We start from the raw sequence: 20,877 nt of genomic DNA on the forward strand, positions 1-20,877 counted from the left end.
CATTTCAAGATTCATTTCGAAGTTCAATCGATAAATCCGACCGCCTGAAGCAACCGCTTCAGCATCGTTACCGCTTCCGCGCGGGTGGCCTCCACCGACGGCGCGAACCGGCCGTCGGCCGTTCCTTGCAGAATGGCCGCGCCCGCTGCTTGAGCGACCGCCTCCCGCGCCCAATCCGAGATCGCGGCGCGGTCCGGGAACGCCGCGAGCGCTTGCCCGTCCGCCTTCTGAAGCGTTCCGCCCGAAGCGAAGGCGAGAGCCCTGGCGATCATGACCGCCATCTGCTCGCGGGTGATGCGATCACCCGGATGGAAGGCGCCATCCTCCATGCCTTGCACGAAGCCGTATTCGGCGGCGACAGCCACGTCCGCCGCATGCCAAGCGCCGGCCGGAACGTCCTTGAAGGTCTTGCTGCCGGATCCTTCTTGGTGCTTCAGGCCGAACGATCGAACGAGCAGCGACGCGAATTCGGCCCGGGTAATCGGACGATTCGGAGCGAATTCCTGCTCGGACACTCCGTTCACGATGAGCTTGGAGGCTAGAAGCTCGATATCCGCCTTAGCCCAGTGCGAGGCGATGTCCGCGTAGGTTTTCTCGTGCTTCGCCACCACATAAAGGCTGTTAGACGCGCTGAGAACCTTGATCATCGTCTTCCCGCCCGCCGAAGAGAACGCAGCCGGCACGAAGCGGAAGGTGCCTTGCTCTGGATCGAAGACGAGAACGGTATGACGGCTTGGATCCAGAACGCCATCGACCTCAAGGGTGCGTTCGACATATGTCGAGCCGAAGCTTCCGATCTCTTCGCGGACGCCGCCCGTTTCCAGAACGAGATTGAACTCGACCGGAGCTCCCGCGAGCTCGATTCCTTGTTTGCCGGCCGCTTCCTTCGCGTCGGAGGCCGTATCCCCGTCAGCCGGGCGAACGATAAAGCTCCAGACGGCCTTGGAAGGATCCGGGATCGCCCTCTTCTCCAGAAGCTCCGCGATTACGGAGAGAGACAGCGAGTAGGAAGCGGAGCCGTTCGTCACGACGATAACGCCTTTGGGGTTCGCTTTGCCGGCAGCGAGCAGGCCCTGCACGCTGAACGACACGACTCCGTTAGCGCCGGAAGCCCCTGCGTCGAAGGTTACTTTCTCCTCCTTCGCTTCCGTCAATCGGCGGTCATTGGCCGCCGTGCCGGAAGGCGCCGGGGTGCTCGGACCGACGCCGACACCGCCCGTCCCGGCCGAGCTCACCGTCACCGGATAAGCTCTCGTTTCGCCAAGCGCCGTTACGAGAAGGTACGTCGAGCCCGATTGAAGGGCGATCAACTGTCCGTCCGCGGATACGCTTGCCGCTTGCCCGCCTACGACCGCAAACTCCGCTTTCGAAGTCACGTCCCCTTCGGTCTTATGAACGATCTTCAGCGATACCTTATCGCCAGACTTCAGAGTTAAGCCGGCCGCTGCGTTCCCTTCCGATCCCGCGTACAGCCTGAACGGAATCGACAGGCTCGAGAAGCCTTTGCCCGATTCGTTGACCGTGAACGCTGACGATGCGTTCGATACGTCGCCGATCCGGGCTCCACGAAGAATAACGTTGTCTGCCTTAAGCGACCCCTTAACGTTCGAAGCGATCTCGATGCCCTGCGTCCCCGCTCCGTCGATGACGATGTTTTCCAGCAGCACGTTCTGCAGAGCGAAATCCCCTTGCACGGCAATGCCCAGGTAGGTGCTATCCAGCGCGACGTTGTCGCGGATGACGATCTCGCTGCCGAGATCCTTGTCGCTCGCGAACACCCAGAGGGCGCCGAGATCGCGTTGGTAGCCCGTGTCGTAGCTGCCGGTGCGGATCATCGTGTTGCGTTCCACGATCGTCGTGCCTTCGAACGGTACCGGATTGAATCGAGTCGACACCGCGATGCCCGCTCCGTTCGTGATCGTATCGGAGACGACGTTGTCCTGCACCTTGTTGTCGGTGCCGCCGAACACGACGATGTTGTCCGCCAGCCAAGGCAGCGAGACGTTGTTGAAGCGCGCTACGTTGCGGATGCTGGCCCGCCCTTCCGCCGACCAGATCGCGATGCCGTCGTCGCCCGGATAACGGATGTCCGACTGCTCTATCATGCTGTCCGCCGTGCCGACGCAGAAGTTGATGCCGTCCGCCATCAGGTTGCGGATTCTCAGCCCCACCATGTAGAGACCGTGCGTATATTCGTCGCTCTCCTTCAGCTTCGTCAGCCACAGGCCGGCCTTCGTATGCTCGATCCACACGTTCTGAATGACCGACCCCGGACCGAAGCCCCCGTGAAAAGCGTTCGTGATCGCTTCGTCGTCCCGCTCGTTGATGCCCCCGTCGATGAGCAGGTCGTACACCTGGATGTCGCTGCCCTTGCCCACGAATTTAGCGCCGTTCAGCCGGGTATGCCACATGCCCGCGCCGCGGATCGTCACTTGGTCCAGGTAGAGCAGCCCGTCCCCGAGCTCGAACTCGCCCGCCGGGAACCAGACGCCGGAGTTCGCCGCTTGCGCAGCCGCCATCGCCTGCTTGAACGCGGCCGTGTCGTCCTGCCCGTCGTTCGCGGCCGCCCCGTACTCCGTGACGGATACGAACCCTTCCGGCTTCGCGAACGGATCCGCGACCTGCTCGAGTTCGGCCAAATCCACGATATAATAGTCGGCTTTGCTGTCGGCATCCTTTTCCAACCGGATCGTGGAGCCTGCCGGAACGTCGCCTATGAGAGCATGGATCTCGTCGAAAAAGCGGTGCCCGCTGCCTTGCTTAGGATCGTTCGACCAAGGATAGCTGCCGTATTCCCAAGCGTACTTCGAGGTGAGCTCCAGCTTCCGGCGGAATTCGCCGTTCACGTAGAGGCCCAGCGTCTCGTTAAGCCCCTGTCCGTCCTCGCTGTCCGGAATGGAGTACCTCAGCACGATCGAGTTGGCGTCCTTGGCCGTCCGGAATTCCACGTACTCGCCGGTCTCGGACAGCTTCACCGCCTGACGGCCCGAAGCCTCGGAAGCGACTTCGCGGTACGTGCGGGACGGTCCGATAAGAGCGCCGTTGGTGATGCCCTGCTCGGCTTCGTACGTAATGTACGGCAGAGCCGCTCCGCGATATGCCTTCGCTACGCTGTCGTTCACCGTAAGCGAGTCGATCTGAACGGTTCCGGACGCGTCCCCGTCAGCCTGAAGCGCTACCGAGTTGATTCCGGAGCGCAGCGTCAGCTGCAGCGACTGCTCGGTCCATTCGTCCGCTCCCGCCAGCGACAGCGTTTGAACGCGCTCGCCGTTCACGTACAGGCCGAGGCTCTTCTCGTTCTCCGCGGCCGAGCGGTAACGAAGCTTGGCTTCATAAGCTCCTGCCGCTTGAGCGTTGACCGCCCAGATCAGCTTGTCGCCCGCGGTGCCGAAGCCTTCCGCATACGCTTCATTCCCCGCCGAGACTTCGCCGCTTGCGAAAGCCTCTTCCGCCTCATAGACGACATCGGCGATCACCGGATCGAATGTCCATCGGACGTCGCCCGCGTTAGAGGATGAGCCGAGCTTCGCGGCGCCTCCCGCATTCAAGAGGTAGAGCGACGGATTCGCCGCGCTGCGAACGGTCCGGTAGCCTAACGTCTCTTCTACCGTCCACTGTGCCGAATTCAGAATTCGGAGAGATTCCGAGAGCGCCGTTAACTGTCCGTTATCCGAAACGGCCAGCAGATGTCCCGACTCCCGGTTTTGGAGAAGCTTGCGGCCGTTAAAATCCTGAAGCAGCCACTCGGAGGACCGGCCGCTCGTCTCCGACAACGAGATCGCGCCGTTGGTCTCCGTCAGCTTCTTCCCTCCGATGGAGATCATGACGTAACGGGTGTCGTCTTGAACGGGCGTGCTCGTCTGTTCGTTGCGTTCTCCTCCGTCAATCGGAGTCTCGTACTCCGCCGGAGCGGCGGAAAGCTGCCACAACAGAGAACCGTAAGACACCGGCAGCAGCCCTCTCTCCGCGTAACCGGCCGAGCCGTTGACATGAACGTATTCATCGTCCATGCCCTCGTTCAGGCTGCGTATGCGAAGGCTCGAGCCGTCCGAGGCCGCCGCTTCCAGCGCCCACTGCGTCTTCGCGTCGGAAGCGTTCGAGGAGACGCTCTCCAGGTAGCGGTAATCCCCGCTAGCCGCGAGGTAATGGCCCGTCACCCGGTTCTTGATGCGGGTTTGACCATCGGTCGTCTCCAGAAGCCAATGCGAATATCCGTTGGACGGAGCGACATCGCCGTAAAAAACGACTCCGGACGCGTTCTCGTACAAGAATTGTTGGTTGAACGCGCTGCGAATCTGCACGTAGCCTTCCGGCCATTGCGGGCTGGCCGCGTCGACCGCTTCTATCTTATACTCCGCGGAAGCGGCGATCGTGCCGTCCTCGGCTTTGACGGATTTGCTGACTTTCACTCCGCCGCCGCTGTCCTCCGCGCGGATGTAGTGGGACGCCCAGGCGCTTCGGAAAGTGACATACCCTTCGTCTGTCGCGTCTTCAAGGAACCACTTCGCGCTTCCCCACACCGGATAGATCGTCTTCAGCGTTTGCAGATGCTGAGGCGGATCCGCGAGCTCGACGTCGCCGCCGACGTTCTCCATGGCGACGTAGTTGCCCGTCGCCGAGTTCTTCAGGCGGATCGAGCCGTCGCCCGCATCCTCCAGCTCCCAGACGGAAGAGGCGTCGGAAGCGTCCTTTTCCCCGTATTTGACCGTCCCTTGGGTAGGGTCCTCGGCGTTCGTTTCTTCGAACAGCGGTTGATTCGTCTGCTTATTGATGAGACGCGCGTACTGCGGGAGGTCGTCGGATACCGTGACGAACGTCCACTTCGGGCTGCCCCAGCCGCGATTGATCATCGCGTATTCGGCGTACTTCGTCAGGTTCTGGAGGTTGATCAGGCGATCGGTCTCCCCTCCCGTCGCGGGATCGTTCACGCTGCGGATCAGCTTCGCTCCGCTGACCGTCTCGATGACCCAGATCGCGCTGGTCCAATCGTCCTGAACGTCCGTGACGCGGATCCGCCCTTCCTTCATCGACTCAATGTTGATGTAATGGCCGGTGGCGCGGTTTTGGATTCTTTTGCGTCCGTGGTACTTCTGGATCTGCCATTGATCCCTTTGGTCCGTTCTCGGATTGCCGTACTTCAGGTCCCCGTTGTCATCTTCGTAGAGCACGTAGGGCTGCCAAACGTTCTGAATGCGAACGTACGGGTTAGAGCCGTCCGCCGGAACCGACGGGTCCTCCAGCAGCCACTGCGCCCCGTTCGAATTCGGATCGACGGCGGCGGACTGGACGTTCTCGTCGCTTTCGGCCATATGGATGAATTCGCCGGCATTCGCGACGCTCTGAATGGTGACATAATCGTCGTATTGCAGCGACGCTTGAAGCTGCCACTGTGCCGAGCTTCCCAAGACGGAAGCGTCCTGCGTGATTAGAGGACTTCCGGCTTCGATATAGCGCCCGGTGGCCGCGTTGCGGATCCTCTTCGCGCCGTCGTAATCCTCGACAACCCATTGGTAGAGCGGATTATAAGCATTTTCCGTCCCTAGGGCGCCATGCTTCACGACTCCGTTATCCTCGTACAGATAATCCGTCCCCGCGTCGCCTTCCGTGAAGTTCACGATGTGCGCCGGCTTTTCCCAGACCGGCTCGATTCTCCAATGGGCGTTGGCTCTCTGAACGTTCGACCAATCGTTGGAACGGGCAAACGTATCGTCCGGGAACTGGCTGTTCAGCACGTAGGCCGGATTGAGCGCGCTCTGGAAAGTAACATAGCCCGCCTGGGGAACGCCGGATTCGCCTATGGCCGCGGACACGATCCACTCCGTCGCGGCCGTATTGTCTCCGGTGCCCATCTCGATTTTCCGCCAAAAATCGTCCGGTCCGAATTGAACGACATATTGGCCGGTAGCCCGGTTGCGAAGCTTGATTCGGCCGTCTTCTCCCTCTTCCAGGAACCATTCGGCGTTCGCGTCGCCCGGCTCGACTTTGCCGTAGGCGACCACGTCGTTAGGCCGATCCGGCGCTTCCGGGTTGCTCTTCACGAACAAATATTGCCCGACCCGTTCCTGATTGCGAATTCGCACGGGGATCGGATCCGAGGCCGGCACGAGCTTCCACTGCGGGCTCTCGAAGGTCACGTTGATGTCGCTGCTCGCCTCCGCGTAGCCTAGCTGATCCTCCTCGTGGATGACGAGGTTGCTCGACGAAGGGACGGTCGCGCTCTTGATCAGCGAGTACCCTTCGCGGCTGGCGGGCTCGATCAGCCACCGGGTCTCCGGCGTGCTCGTCTCCGCCTCGCGTGCCGTCAAGGCGTCCCGGCGCTGGCTGACGTTCTCGATCGTTATGTAATGGCCGGTTTTGCGATTCTGAATCCGCTTCGTTCCCTCGGCGTCGTCGACGATCTGCCACTGAGAGGACTCGTCGCTCGGCGCCGTCATTCCGTATCGAACGATTCCGTCCGACGCTTCGTACAGGAAGTTGCTTTGCCACTTGTTCTGAATCCGTACGTAGACGGCCGATTGCACCGAAGTCTCGATGGCCGCCGGACCGTTGCCCGTTGCAGCCTGCTCGCCTTCCGTACCCGCTCCCGTTCCCGTGCCTTCCGCATACACGGGGGCCGCGGTCAGCAGCATAATCGCCGCCAGGAATCGGGAAAGCCATGCTCGTAACCTTGCCATGAAGAGATACCCTCCTCTAGATTGATGAGTACCCTCCCATCCTATTAAATAAGCGCTTACATTTCGAGGTGCGTTTCCCTAATCTTTAGGTGGTTTTTTACGAAGAAAGACAGTCCCCTATGGCCTGCTTGCCAGGGAACTGTCCTCCGATTAATTCTTGATGGTCAAAAGGAAATCGCCGTCGCCGGGGACCGGGATTCGGATTCGCTTGAAGGCTGCGTCGTACGACCACTGGACGGGCTCCGCGCTTCCGGCCAGCTCGATGGAAGCCGGCTTTAGGCCGGCTTGCTCGATGACGATCTCAAGCTCGCGGCTCAGCCCCGGATAGCCGTCGTTCCGCAAGGAGGAAGCCAGCGTTCGGCCGCTCGCGGACTCCTTCCATTCGAAGTCTCTTAGGCGATAGGCGCCCTTCTCGTAGCCGAAGGTGAGACCGTCGTCTTCGAACAAGGAGAAGCTTCCTTCTCCTCCGGAGTAGATGGTCAGCTTCGTCGGACCTTCCGGACGCTCGTTCGCATGCTGCGTAAGAGCCTGCTCGGGGATGATCGCGCCGGCGCGAACGTAGATCGGCATTTTCTCCAGCGGCGTCTCCGCAAGGATCGAGCGTCCTCCCTCGTGCTTCTCTCCCGTCCAGTAATCGTACCAGGTTCCCTCGGGCAGGTAGACGGAACGCGACGGCGTTCCCGGACGCAGAACCGGAGCTACGAGCATGTCTTTGCCGAGCAGGAACTGGTCGCACAGGTTCGAGACGTTGCGGTCCTGCGGGTATTCGAGCAACAGCGGCCTTACGATAGGAAGACCGGCGGAGCTAGCTTCATAGAAAAGAGAATACAGGTAAGGCATGAGCTTATACCGAAGGCTCAGGTAATCGCGACAGACGGCTTCCACCCGCTCGCCGAAAAGCCAAGGCTCCTGACGGATCGTGTCGATGGCGCTATGGTTGCGGCAGAACGGATACAGCGAGCCGAGCTGGGTCCACCTGGCAAGCAGTTCGCCGGACGCGTGGTGCGAGAAGCCGCCGATGTCCGGTCCCGTGAAGGCGACGCCGGACAGGCCGAGGTTCAGCACCATCGGGATGCTCATCGCCATGTGCTCCCAATAGCTGCGGTTGTCTCCCGTCCATACCGCCGCGTATCTTTGGATGCCCGCGTAGCCGGCGCGCGTCAGAACGAAGGGCCGTTCCCCCTCCATGTTGCGGGCCATGCCTTCGTAAGTCGCCTTGGACATCAGCATCCCGTACAGATTGTGCCACTCGCCGTGCGTTTTCGGTTTGTCTCCGTTTCGGTGGACGACGTCGAGATCCATGGTTTTGGACGGGACGCCGAAAACCGACGGCTCGTTCATGTCGTTCCAGATGCCGTGAATTCCGTAATCGATGTAATGCCGGTGCAGATCTCCCCACCATTCGGCGGCAGCCTCGTCCGAATAATCCGTGAAAGCGCTAGGCCCCGGCCATACGTCGCCGATGAACAGATCCCCCTCCAGCTTGGCGCAGAAGTGGCCGTTCCGCACCCCCTCCGCATAAACCGGATACCTCGGGTCTTTTTTGACCCCCGGATCGACGATCGGAACGACCTTGAACCCCATCTCCGCCAGCTCCGCGATCATGCCGCGAGGGTCGGGGAAGCGCTCGGTGTCCCACGTGAAAACCTTGTACTCTTCCATGTAGTGAATATCGAGGTAAAGAACGTCGCACGGAATCCGCTTCTCGCGCATGGTCCGGGCCACCGAGAGCAGCTCCTCCTGGCTCATGTAGCTGTATCGCGATTGCTGGAAGCCGATCGCCCAACGCGGCGGCATCGGGGGCCGGCCGGTCAACGTCGCGTACCGCTTGACGACGTCTTTGAGCTCCGGACCTTCCAGGACATAGAGGTCGAGGTTGCCGTTCTCCGAGGAGATGATGATGCGGTCGTCCCCGCCGCTTCGCATATCGAACGTCGTGCGGCCGGGGTCGTCCAGCAGGATGCCGGAGGCCGGGGCTCCGTATCGATAGTGAATGAGCCATGGAATCGACTGGTACAGGGCGTCGATATCCGGAACGTGGGGCTCGTAGACGTCGCTGTTCCACATGTCGTAGCGCTCGCCTTTTTTGTCCAGGAAGCCGGTCTTCTCCCCGAGACCGTAGTAGTGGGAATCCTCGTGCGTCTCGATCGTGCACGCGGTTTGGCGCTTGCCCGTCCACTCGATCGAGGAAAAGGCGAGGAGGGGCTCCCGGTCTTGGTTGCTGTCGGACTTGGCGCCGGAATGGTCCGGCTTGACGTTTTCGCTATTCGCGGACTTGTTCGGCCCGCCGCCGACATCCTCGGCCTTATGCGGCTTGCCGCCGCTGCCGAACACTTCGATTCGGCCGGATTGCTTGTGAGCGTGAACGCTCAGGTTGGCTAGCTGCAGCCTATAATGCGACTCATCCTCGGAGTAAGAGATTGCATCACCGGATGAGGCAGAGTCCAGAATAGCCGGCGTTGTCCGCAAATCGGGCGCCGCGGCCTGGGCACCGTTGATTCGGTGCGCCAACTTCAGCCGAATGATCCCGTCGGCGTGCGCGATGATCGCGAGACTCGCCTGCTCTCCGTGAAGAATGTAGCCATCTCGCTCGTTCGATGCCAGTCGCTCGATGGAATGGATAGCGCTATAGCGTTGAAGCCTCCGCGTGCCGTCATTGCCGCCGAAGCCCTCGCCGGAATTCGCATGGTTCGCATTGTCGGGATGTATCTCTTCGCTGGTCAACATGTGTGATTAGCCACCTCAATCTGTCATAATGGCCTAATCATATCGAAGCGCGCGATCGATGCACATTGGCATCGTTACGCATCTTGTGCGTAATTTTACGGAGGTTGGCAGACTTGCCACTTGAAGTGCCGTTGCACGGTTTTTCCGTGCATTTCCCCCTTCTCAGCCCCGTTTCGCGCGCCGTTGCACGGTTTTTCCGTGCATTTCCCCCTTCTCAGCCCCGTTTCGCGAGCCGTTACACGGTTTTTCCGTACATCTCCCCCTCCTCAGCCTCATTTCCGCCGCCGTTGTACGGTTTTTCCGTGTATCTGCCCCTCCTCAGCCCCGTTTCGGGCTCCGTTACACGGTTTTTCCGTACATCTCCCCCTCCTCAGCCTCATTTCCGCCGCCGTTGCACGGTTTTTCCGTACATCTCCTCCTCCTCAGCCCCGTTTCGCGCTCCGTTGCACGGTTTTTCCGTGCATCTCCTCCTCCTCAGCCCCGTTTCGCGAGCCGTTACACGGTTTTTCCGTGTATCTCCCCATCCTCAGCCCCATTTCCACCGCCGTTGCACGGTTTTTCCGTGCATCTCCCGCTACTCAGTCCCTTTTCGCGCTCCGTTAAACGGTTTTTCCGTGTATCTGCCATGCCGCATTCTATTTACTTAAAAATAGCTCCCGCCCTTCAGCCGTAATCTCAAAAGTATGGCACCTTAAATCGCTTCCTCCGACTGACCGGATATAACCCTTCGCTTTTAGACTACGGACGACTACTCTGCTAGCATCCTGACCGAGTTGAAGCAATTGACGAACCTCCTGCATCCCAAACGGCTCGAACCGAACCACCGCAAACCGAAGAACCTCGCGCTCATACACCGGCAGCTCGTTTAATCTCGAACCGGACACACTTCCCATGCTGCCGAGCAGCTCGTAGATATCGCGGCGGCATGCTTCGGGCCTCTTATCCATCTCGTCCCAACTGAAGGGATAGAAGGTGTACTTGCGGTTGCCGATCGTGCGGATCCGCATTCTCTCGAAGCTGAAGCGTTCCCGCGTGAGCTTCTCCTCGTGAACCACGTAGCCTTCGGCTTCGAAACAGATGCCGAGCGGCTCGTAGAAGATGTCAACGTACATTCGAACTCCGGTGTTGCTCACCATCTCATACTCCAAGATAATACCTTTGAACGACTTAAGGATCGGCCACAGCAATCCCAGAAGCTTTTTGGTGCCGCTTATGTCGCCATTAAGCATCTCCAACCTTCTTCCCGTGGCTTGCTTCTTCTGTTCCTCGATAAATGCGTCGATCATTTTTTCGTTCATTAAAATTCCTCCATCTTCTTAATAGTGCACATTAAAAAAGAAAAGCCGTTAACCCCCGGATGGGGGCTAACGGCATGTGCTTCATGCGCGGTTTTGCATATTCGACACTGTCGACAATAGTTGCGTAAAGTCCAGTATCTCGAACTGTGTTCATAGTTAGTTGGCTGATCAAGTTACTTCGAGCAAAGTTCCATCCAGTCCAGCATCTCGAACAGCGTTCATAGTTAGTTGGCTGATCAAGCTGCTACGAGCTGAATTTCACCCAAACTAGCGCCTTCAACCTATGATAGTTACTTTGCGGATCAAGTCACTCCGAGAATAAGCTAACATTCCTGCTGCAAGCCCATTTTCTAGAATTTACCACATGATAAACAAATTGTCGAGAGAAACAAATAAGAATAAGAGAGCCCCCGCCATCGGCGGAGGCCCTTGCTGCATCCTTTATGGAATCTAGTTCCCTTCAGCCAACGCTCGGCTCGCCTTACTGAACCTTGATCGCGTCGTAGAATTTCTCTTGCATCGACTTAGCGGCTATATCGAGCAGCTTCTTTGCGTCGGTGCCTTTCTTCGTGAAGACTTCTTGGATGACCGTCGTCATCGTTCCGTAGTAGTCCTGCGTGTTATATTGCGCTTCCGGCTTGCCGTCGAGAAGGGCGTTCGACGCGTCGTCGTACTTGTAGACGTTGTCGTACTTCGCGAGGATCGCTTGAACCTTCTTGCCGTACTCGGAATCGGGCTTGTAGTAATCCAAGTGAGCCGGCACGAAGTATTGTCCCTTCGCCTTGAAGTCCTGGATGTTCTTCTCGAGCGATACCAGATAGTCGTCGGAGAAGTAGTCGAACGTAATGTAGTCGAACGCGGCCTTCTGTTCGGCCGGGGAAGCATTCGGGTTGATGACGAGGTAGTCGCCGCCGAGAACGCCGGTGTGCTTGCCGCCCGCTTGAGCCGCGGGCATCGGGAATACGAGAAGGTCGGCCGGCGTGAAGCCGGCTTGCAGAGCCTGCTGCAGCGGGCCCTCCGCTCCGGCGATGACCATGGCCGTGCGGCCTTGAGCGAACGCGCCGGTTGCTCCGCCCCAGTTGAGCGCCCAGTCTTGCGGAATCGCGTTCGCTTCCCAACGAAGCTTGTTGTAGAATTCCACGGCCTTGACGCCGGCATCGGAATTGAATGCTGCCGTTACCTTGCCGTCCGCCACGGTTTGGATTTCGCCGCCTGCTTCGAACAGGAAGTTGGTCCAGTTCCAGCCGGCGTCGTTCGTGGCGCCCATCGGAGCGATCCCCGCGATGCCCTTCTTCGGATCGGCTACCGCCTTGGCCGTATTCAGCATGTCGTCCCAAGTCCAGTCGTAGGAAGGGATCGCTACGCCCTTCTCATCGAGCATCTTCTTGTTCACGATCGTCGTCGTTACGTAACCCTTCTGAGTGACGCCGTATACTTTGCCGTCAATGTTGAATTGGCTTTGCAGCACGGGGTTGATCTGATCCTTGTATTCATAATTGTTCCACAGCTCGGTAATGTCCGCTGCCCAGCCTTTCTCCACGAGCATCTTCGCTTCCGTCGCGAAGGTGTTGAAGAAAGTCGGCGCTTCGTTGGCGGCCATCTTGATGCCGATCTCGTTGACGTTGTACTGCCAGTCGTCCGGAACGACGGTCACGTTCGGATACTTCGCGGTGAAGCGCTTGATCTTGTCGTCTTCGAGAGCGCGAAGCTCCGTCTTGTCGGCCGTCGGATAGTAGATCTTGATCGTGACCTTCTCGGCCGGCGCTTCGCTGGAAGGAGCCGGCGATTCCGCGGAGGCGGAGGGAGACGGGCTATCCGAAGCCGGAGCGGTGCCGGAGGGACTCGCCTCCCCGTTATTGTTGTTGCCGCCGCACGCAGTAGCTACGGCACTGACCATTGCAAGACTCAACAACAGCGCGGACCATTTCTTCTTCTGCATTTGTATTCCCCTTATCCATATGGAATTTTGTGCTACGAACTCATCATAATGGAGCCGATTTCGGTTAGGCGATGTGTATTTTTATTCCGATCGTGTGCAACTTTACGAATCCGCTTACACCGCTCATCCCTTGACGCCGCCAAGATGCAGGCCTCTCAGGATAAATTTCTGGAAGACGAGGAACACGACGATCGGCGGAAGAGACACCATGGCCAGAATAGCAAATTTGATGTTTTGTTTAAGTCCGGTAGCCTGGATGACCTTCTTGTAGATTGCCGTTGCGAGCGGATATTTCGGGTCTCCGTGCATGACCAGGGAAGGCCAGAACCAATCGTTCCATGCCGCCGAGAAAATAAAGATAGATAATGTCGCGACGATAGGAATGGATAACGGCAGCGCGATCCTCGTGAAGCCGTACCAATTCGACGCCCCGTCGATTCGCGAAGCCTCGAAAATCTCGTCGTTGATGTCGTCGAAAAAGCTTTTCAACAGCAGCATGTTGAAGGCCGAGGCGCCCGCGGGCAGCCAGAACGCCCAGAAGGAATTGAGAAGACCCAGATCCTTCAAGTTAACGAAGTTAGGCACGATATACGTCGACGGCGGAATGAACAGGGTCATCAGGAAGAAGAAATAAATGAGCTTCCGATGAGGCAGATTCAGCTTCGACAAGGTGAACGCCGCCAGCCCCAAGACGAACACCGTGACGAGCACATTGCCTCCGAAGATAATCAAAGTATTCTTCATGAACATCGGAATGTCCATGTAATGCCAACCTTCCTTGAAGTTCTGCCACTCCAATCCTTGCGGAAGGAACTTCGGCGGGAAGGAATTGACTTCAACGACCGTTTTGAGCGAGTTCATGAACGTGACGCCGATCGGATACAGCATCGTAAACACCATGAACAAGATGACGAGCGACATAATTGCGAGCACGACCATGGTTGTCGGTCTGCGATAATCGTGGGAAGAAAGGATTCCCCGTTCGGCTGCTTTCAAGATCAGTTCCCTCCCCGATTCTGCATTCGGAATTGTACGACAGCGAGTCCGCCCAGCACCAGGAACATCAGAACGCCCATGGCGGATGCTACTCCGTAATCCAATCGAGTGAAGGCATACTTCACGATCTTGAGTCCGTATGTCAGCGTTGCGTTAAGCGGCCCTCCGTCCAGCATCGCGAGCTGGGACTGGTAGCCCTGAGAGGTCGCGATCAGCTGCATGATCAGCATAAGCATAATGAGCCCTTTGATCGAGGGCAGCGTAATGTGGCGCACCCTCGCCCAGATTCCCGCTCCGTCGATCTCGGCCGCCTCGTACCAATCCTTCGGAATGCTCAGCACGGCCGCCAGGTAGATCAGCATCCCCGAGCCGAACTGCTGCCAGGTCTCCATGATGACGAGCGAAACCATCGACCAGCGGGTATCCGTCATGAAGAGGATCTGATCCGCCCCCAGCTTGCCGAGAAACGCGTTAATCGGTCCGACCGGATCGTAGATCCAGCGCCATAATCCGTACAGGACGACGACCGGAATGACGTTGGGCAAGTAAGCGGCAACCCGGAATATCCCCTGAAATCGCCTGATCTCGGAGATCGCGATGGCGAACAGGATCGGCACCCAGAACCCGATCAATAAGCAAAGCGCCATGTAGTACAACGTATTCTTGACGGAGACCCCGACCTCGGAATCGTTAAAGACCGTCTTGTAGTTATCGAATCCGACGTAGGTATTCCCGTTCACGAAGTCGATGTCGTAGAAGCTGTAGACGACTCCTTTGATGATCGGCACCCAGAGAAACAGCACGAACAACGCGGCTGCGGGCACAAGAAACATGTAGCCCGACCAATTCTTCCTGTAAGGAGCGAATCTTCTTCTCTTGGCGCTTTTAGCCGGCTGAACGTTAGCGGCGGCAGTCTGATCCATGGCACTCCCTCATTCCTTTTCTGTAGGTCTAGCTTCATTGTAGAAAAAGGGGCCGCGAGGGAAAATGTGCGATTCTATGAGGATCATGGTCAATCTTACTTCTTCCAGTCGCTCGGGCTGATGCCGTAATATTTCTTGAAAATCTTGCTGAAGTGCTCCGGGGATTCGTACCCGACCCGGTCCGCGATCTCGTAGCGGCGCAAGTCGGTCGTCTCGATCAGCCGTTTGCTCTCCTCCATGCGAAGCCGGATCACGTATTCCCATAGATTGCAGTTCATGTATTTTTTGAAAAGGTAGCTCAAGTAGTTCGGACTGACATGGTTGTGATGGGCGACCTCATTGAGCGTAATCCCCTTCTTCATGTAGTTCTCGTCGATATAATGCTTCGCTTGCTCGACGATGCCGTTGCTCTGAGCGAGTCCTTCCTCCGCGGTCGAGCCGTCCTCCCGGCTCCCCCACTTGTAATCGCCGTAATAGAACACGTGATGATCCGGATGCTCTTCCCTCCAGCGCAAGGCGCGGGCCGCCTGCAGGCCGACGGTCGGAATGAAAACGACGTCCTTCAGGATCTGGCTGATCCCGACGAACACCCGGCGCTGCAGGAACTTCTCGATGTGAAAATGCAGGCTGCGGCCGATATACTCCAGCTGGTCGATCTTGTTCATCGCGGTCTCGTTGTACTCTTGCTCGCTCCATTCGATAAGGACGCAAAGCTCGTCGTCCCCGGAATAGAAAGCCTGATGCTTGCGCTCCTCGCTCAGGAGCTCGTTCACGATGTTGAGCGCCGCGTAACGGAGCAGGCCCCTGTCCTTCGCGGGAAGCTCGCCCAGCTCCAGCTTGACGCGGAAGACCGCGAAGTAAGGTCCATCGATCGATACTCCGAATCCTCCGCTCAATTCCTCCGCGATTTTTTTGGCCTCCAGGGGTTCTCCTTTGACCAGCCGGTTCAGCCATTCGTTTTTGCTCTCGTTCGGGCTCTCCATCTGGAAGTTCGTCCGGAGGTTCGACAGAAGCTCCTCTCCCGGCACGGACGGCTTCTCCATCTGCAGCAGCACGTTGCGGACCGTATCGAGGAATTGCTCGTTGTTCAGAGGTTTGATGAGGTAATCCTTCGCACCCAGCCGCATCGCCGTCTGCGCGTATTGGAACGTCTCGTGGGCGGAGATGACGATCGTCTCCACCCACGGCTTCATGATCTTGGCCTGGTGCATCAGCTCGATCCCGTTCATCGTCCCCATCTGGATGTCCGTCACGATCAGGTCGACATCCTCCAGCCTCAAGTAATCGAGCGCCTCCTGACCGTTGTTCGCGATAAAAATCGTTCCGATGCTTAGTCCCGAAGCTTGAAGCAGGTTGCTGAGCCCCCGGCAGATGAGGGGTTCGTCGTCCACCAGAAGAATCGTGTACATGCCTGTCTCCTCCTTTATTCCGTCTCGCCGTCATTCTCCTGATAGGGCAGCTTGATCGTGGCCGTCGTCCCTCCGCCTTCCGTCTCGGAATAGGTAATTCCGAATTCGGAGCCGTAATGAAGCTGAATTCTTTCGAACACGTTGTGGATGCCGTACCCCGTCGAAGAGTCCGTTCTCGGTTCGCGAATGATGCGGTTCAGCCATTCGTGATCGACCTTTTTGTAGCCGTTGTCGATGACCTGGATGAACACGAGGTCGCCTTCTCTCCTTGAATTCACGAGGATCAGGCCGTCTTCTCCCATATTGCGGACGCCGTGCAGAATGGCATTCTCGATAAGCGGCTGAAGCGTGATCTTCGGAATGAGAGCGTTCGCCGCGTCCGGATCCATGTTCCACTGAACGCGGAATTCGTACTCGTATCTTTTCAACTGAAGGTTGGTGTAGGCCGCGGCATGCTCCGTCTCCTCCCGGATCGCGATCAGCTCTCGGCCGCGGCTAAGGCTGATCCTCATCAGCTTGGACAGCTCCTTGATCATCTCCGCCGAATCGGAGTTGCCCTCCAGGGTGCTTTTCCAATAGATGCTCTCCAACGTGTTATACAGAAGGTGAGGATTAATCTGCTGATAGAGCAGCTTAAGCTGCGACTCCTTCTGCTTGATATCCATCACGTATTGCTCCTCGATCAGAACGTTGAGGCGATGCGCCATGTTGTGGACCGAGTGAATGAGCACCCCGACCTCGTCGTTTCTCGGATGCCCGGCCTCCTCCGGAACTTTGCGGCCCGGCTCATAGCTCCTCACGAATCCGGCGAGCCGCTGCAGAGGCGTCAGGAGCGATCGCCAGAAGTACGCCATGACGACGAGCCCGAACAGCGAATACGCGATCGAGATCCACTGGATCGCTCTCTTCACTTCGCTTTGCTGCTTGAGCAGAGCCGACGTCGAAATCCGATAGACCAGCTTCTGGTTAAGCTCCGAGCTGGAATGAACGACGTAGATGAAGCCTTCCTCGATCGCGTCCACGATGCCTTCGCTGTCCGGGTTGGCGGCCAGCTCGCTCGGGAGCTCCAGAGTGTTCCCCATCTGGTCCGGAACCGTCGAGGCCAGAACCATGTTCTGCGAATCCGTGAAGTAGAGCTCGCCGTTATCCGGAAGCGAGACCGTCGCCAGCGACTGCTCGATTCTCTTGTCCATGTTCGTGGCGACGAGAGCGCCGACGATGGCCCTTCCGCTCTGGACGCTGTTCACGGCGCGAATATAGGCGAGCGTCTTGGAGTTCGTGCCGATTCCGATTCCGTCGATGATTTTGAGATAGCCTCTCCCTTTGCGCGCGATCGCCTCGTCGACCCAAGAAGGCTTATACAAGTACGAGTAGAAAAACACGCCTCCGTTTTTGTATTTGGAATTCGACACCGGAGCGAAATTATATTCGTTAAGCGGATCGTACACGAACAAGTAATAATAGTTGGCCCCTCCGCCGCTAAGCCCCATGGTGAACGTCGAGAGCAGCTTATCCGTCGTCTCGTACAGCTTCACCCGGTCCAGAACGTCCTCTTCGCTCGCTTGCATCTGCTGCACCTGAGGGTTCTGGATGATCGTCGTCATGACCCGGTGCACCGTATCGATATCCCGGTTGATCAGAAGATGATTCTGCTTGTTCAGCTCGGCATAGGCGTTCGTGACGTGGCGCTTGAGGATCTGCTCCGTCTTCACGTTCGCGTACCAATTCAAGATAAACACCGGACTTACGAGAACGATGAAGAGCAGGACCAATTGCTGCTTGACCTTCATTCTCGTCAGCGGGTTATGGAAACGAAGCTTAACCATGGGCAAAGTCCCCCTACTCTCCTAAAACCCTATTAGTATAAGGCCTCATCCGCTAGCGGTAAGCGTTATCAACCATTTCCGTAAAAAAGACTACGATCTCCTTGGATACGCACATGGGCGGTAAGAGGCACGTTGTCCGGGGTTAATCGGTTGAAGCTCGGTCCGCGCACTCGCCGCATAAGCAAGCTCTCATCCTCAGCTCGGGAGGGATCCGGCTCAGCGTCTTCTCGGAGAAGGTAGCCCGGCTGCACCAGCACGTCTCCGGCGGCCGGCCCGCCGTGGCCGCGCAGCCGTTCGCCTTCCCGCAGAGGGGGCAGACGGACGGATCGAAATTCCCGGCATCCGGCTGTTTTCTATCGTTTTTGCTCGTATGTACTCCCATCGCTCGGCACCTTCCCGTTCAGGTTTCTGAGCCCATCGTACTAGTTGCCGGGGGAAATGACAATATGAATTATCCGCGTACGATCAATAGGGCAGAACGGAGCGGGATACCCGCACAGACAATGCGGCAAGGTCCGAATAACATATGGGGAAACCTTGTTCCGTCAAAGTTGGTGATAAACAAATGAGACGCTGCGGCCGCAAATCGAAGAGGACAAGAAGGCGCGTGCGCCGGCCGCGGGTTTTGAAGGCCGGATCGACCACATTCTATGCCCTGTCGGATGGGAAAAAGAGAATCTATACCAATCGGGACGGCGTTCAGGGATACGGGGTGAACCGCATCCCCAATCCGCGCACCGTCTCGCTCGTAAACGTTCTAGTGAACGGCGTCTTGCAGCCCAAATCGCTGTACGAAATCAAATCGGGCAAGCTTCGGCTTCTGTCGGACGACGTGCCGGCGGAAGGAGTGCCGATTATCGTTCAATCGATCTCTATTTTCGCCTAGGCCGGCAAGAAGGGAGGTGACAGCATGGCTGCTTCATTAATCAAACTTTATGTCGCGGCTGCGGCTTCCGCTCCGGTAGCCACGGGCGGCGAAGTGACGACGACCGTAAATCCCGACGTCGCGAGGTTCAATGCCACGGTCGCGGCGGGAATGATCGGGGCGACGGATACAACGATTCCCGCGGCCAGCTTCCTGGACGACAACGGCGATCCGATTACCGAGCTGCCGGCTCCTCCGACGGATGGGTATATCAACGTGTACGTGAACGGCGTTTTGCAAGAAGCGGGGCTCTCCGTCCTGACGACCGCGCAATTGGTGCTGAGCACGGCCGCCATTCCCGCCGGAGCCCCGGTCGTACTTCAGGTTTCGGATTATTCCAACTCGGCTTCGACGATTACGGTGGAGCCGACCATCTCCGCTCCGACCATAACGGTAACGGTGTAAGCGATCGCCGCCCGTCCAAAGCAACGAACCTGCCGGTCATGAAGACCGCGCAGGTTCGTTGCTTTGGTTGGCCTATTCTATTTAATCGCGCGATCGGCGAACCAATCGTAGCTGAAGCCCGCCTGCTCGGGCTTGTGGCTGTCGGAGCCGTACACCAGCTCGATTCCTTGCTCCAGGCAGGCTTGCATGAACCACTCCGGCACGTAAGCTTCCTCGCAGGTCGCCACCCGGAAGCCGGCCACGTTCACGTCGACGCCGATATTCGCCGCCTTCAGCTTCGGAAGCAGCCCTTCAAGCCTGCGGCGGATCAAGACCGGGTCCATCTCCGGCAGCTCCTTATGGAACTTGCGGATCAGGTTCACGTGCCCGATCCGCTTGCGCATCGGAAGCTGCGCCGCCCACTCGATCTCCATCTCCACGTGATTGAAGTATTCGTCGACCACCTTGTCGATCGAGCCGTAATAGCCGAGGAACGCGTCCTTGAAGTCGTCCGCCGTATAGTCGATGCAGCGGATGCTGCCTCCCCGGCTCGGAAGGTAATGCACCGACACGACCGCATCCTCCATCTTCGCCGCCCACTTGTCGACGATGCGATCGGAGAAGGATTCGTTCTTGTAGAGGTAGTCCATCTCGAGCCCGATCGCGAGCTCGATCCTTCCTTCGTACCTCGCCTTAACCTCCTGCATGTAGGCGAAGTAATCCGGCAGCTCCCGCTCCGGCATCGCCAGCTCCAGCATCAGCTTCGGATCGTCTACCAGCTTGTCAGGCAAAGGCGGATGCTCGGTCACGCTATATCTCTGGAAGCCGAGCCCGATCGCCCGGTCCAGGTACTCCTGCTGTTCGGCCGGATTGCCGTGATAACAGAACTTGCTGTGCGTATGTCCATCCCACTTCAACACGACGTTTCTCCTCCCGCGGATTCGTTTTTCCCATTTCGGATTGAACTCATTGTAGCATTCGCGCGGAGGGCAGGTGAAGCGAATCTTCGGTCTAACGACTATTAAGGAGTCTATCGGTCCATAAGTCTATCACTTCCCGATAGCTTGTTTCATATGATGCTGAAGAATCCATAGAAAGGAATGATCCTATGTACAAAAGAAAACTCGTAAAATCGACGGCAAAGAGAACGCGGGTCCCGGCCAAAAGAGTGACCATCTCCGCCGCCAAAGTAAAACAACTGATTGCGTCCGCCCAACGATCCTTAAGCGCGCAAAAACCCGTCGTGATCAGCCAAAACAGAACGATCGTCACGAACGGCAACTGGGTAAATGCCCTTCCGATCACGCGAAATCCGGCTTGGGTAGCGCCGCAGCCGAGCGGATCCTACCTATGGGGCAGCAACGATCCGAACGGTCCGGCGGCCGTTGTCGCCAGAAGATTTACCATCAACAGGGACCTGGATGAAATCGACACGGCCAACCTGTTCCTGGCCGTCGACAACTTCGCCATCGTTCTCATAAACGGAAGGTCCGTGGTTATCGATAGTCCGCAGGGCAACGTATCTTTCTTTAATCCCGGAAGAACGTTCAATATTTTGCGATTCCTTCGCCGAGGCAGCAATAATATCGTTATCGCCGCCTTTAACTTCCCGTCGAACGCCAACAGAAGCGACAGCAATCCCGCCGGCGTCTTCGCCCGCATCACCATTCAATTCGAAGAAGACAACAATGCCGCGCAAAGAAAGGTTCGCCGCCGCAGGTAAGGCAAGGACAGGTAAGGCAAGGACAGGTAAGGCAGGGAGCAGGTAAGGCAGGG

General features: G+C 57.8%; 13 protein-coding genes. 3 read left to right on the top strand and 10 right to left on the bottom strand.

All coding sequences use genetic code 11. The features are described from left to right. Positions 1–23: 23 nt before the first annotated feature. The 9 genes from H7B67_RS11675 to H7B67_RS11715 form a co-directional block, all read right to left on the bottom strand. Positions 24–6,674, bottom strand: a complete 6,651-nt coding sequence (locus H7B67_RS11675; RefSeq protein WP_185120006.1) for an S-layer homology domain-containing protein — start codon at positions 6,672–6,674, stop codon at positions 24–26. A 150-nt stretch (positions 6,675–6,824) separates the two neighbouring features. Then, the gene (locus H7B67_RS11680) at positions 6,825–9,401 is read right to left on the bottom strand and encodes a glycoside hydrolase family 31 protein (protein ID WP_185120007.1); all 2,577 of its coding nucleotides are present in this window, start codon (positions 9,399–9,401) and stop codon (positions 6,825–6,827) included. A 635-nt stretch (positions 9,402–10,036) separates the two neighbouring features. Beyond that, complete coding sequence (locus H7B67_RS11685) at positions 10,037–10,699, bottom strand: hypothetical protein (protein ID WP_185120008.1); 663 nt, start codon at positions 10,697–10,699, stop codon at positions 10,037–10,039. A gap of 481 nt (positions 10,700–11,180) precedes the next feature. Further along, entirely contained in the window at positions 11,181–12,638 is a 1,458-nt protein-coding gene (locus tag H7B67_RS11690) for an ABC transporter substrate-binding protein (protein WP_185120009.1), read from the bottom strand. A gap of 123 nt (positions 12,639–12,761) precedes the next feature. Further along, complete coding sequence (locus tag H7B67_RS11695; protein WP_245363857.1) at positions 12,762–13,634, bottom strand: carbohydrate ABC transporter permease; 873 nt, start codon at positions 13,632–13,634, stop codon at positions 12,762–12,764. A gap of 2 nt (positions 13,635–13,636) precedes the next feature. Next, positions 13,637–14,557, bottom strand: a complete 921-nt coding sequence (locus H7B67_RS11700) for a carbohydrate ABC transporter permease (RefSeq protein ID WP_185120010.1) — start codon at positions 14,555–14,557, stop codon at positions 13,637–13,639. Positions 14,558–14,652: 95 nt separating this feature from the next. After that, entirely contained in the window at positions 14,653–15,966 is a 1,314-nt protein-coding gene (locus H7B67_RS11705) for a response regulator (RefSeq protein ID WP_185120011.1), read from the bottom strand. Positions 15,967–15,980: 14 nt separating this feature from the next. After that, positions 15,981–17,792 (bottom strand): cache domain-containing sensor histidine kinase, encoded by a 1,812-nt coding sequence (locus H7B67_RS11710; protein WP_245363855.1) that lies wholly within the window; start codon positions 17,790–17,792, stop codon positions 15,981–15,983. A gap of 142 nt (positions 17,793–17,934) precedes the next feature. After that, positions 17,935–18,174 (bottom strand): cysteine-rich CWC family protein, encoded by a 240-nt coding sequence (locus H7B67_RS11715; protein WP_185120012.1) that lies wholly within the window; start codon positions 18,172–18,174, stop codon positions 17,935–17,937. 183 nt (positions 18,175–18,357) lie between these two features. Here H7B67_RS11715 and H7B67_RS11720 point away from each other — a divergent pair, with 183 nt between their 5' ends. Together H7B67_RS11720 and H7B67_RS11725 are read left to right on the top strand one after the other, a co-directional pair. Beyond that, entirely contained in the window at positions 18,358–18,678 is a 321-nt protein-coding gene (locus tag H7B67_RS11720) for a DUF4183 domain-containing protein (protein ID WP_185120013.1), read from the top strand. Positions 18,679–18,702: 24 nt separating this feature from the next. Next, positions 18,703–19,122, top strand: coding sequence for a DUF4183 domain-containing protein (locus tag H7B67_RS11725; protein ID WP_185120015.1), 420 nt, complete (start codon positions 18,703–18,705; stop codon positions 19,120–19,122). Positions 19,123–19,199: 77 nt separating this feature from the next. Here the strand turns inward: H7B67_RS11725 and hisJ are convergent, their stop codons facing one another. After that, positions 19,200–20,021: a histidinol-phosphatase HisJ gene (gene hisJ, locus H7B67_RS11730; protein WP_342592592.1), complete on the bottom strand. Its 822-nt coding sequence runs from the start codon at positions 20,019–20,021 to the stop codon at positions 19,200–19,202. Positions 20,022–20,209: 188 nt separating this feature from the next. Here hisJ and H7B67_RS11735 point away from each other — a divergent pair, with 188 nt between their 5' ends. Then, entirely contained in the window at positions 20,210–20,824 is a 615-nt protein-coding gene (locus H7B67_RS11735; protein WP_185120016.1) for a hypothetical protein, read from the top strand. Positions 20,825–20,877 lie beyond the last annotated feature (53 nt).

It is taken from the genome of Cohnella thailandensis (assembly GCF_014212135.1).
Taxonomy (GTDB): domain Bacteria; phylum Bacillota; class Bacilli; order Paenibacillales; family Paenibacillaceae; genus Cohnella; species Cohnella thailandensis.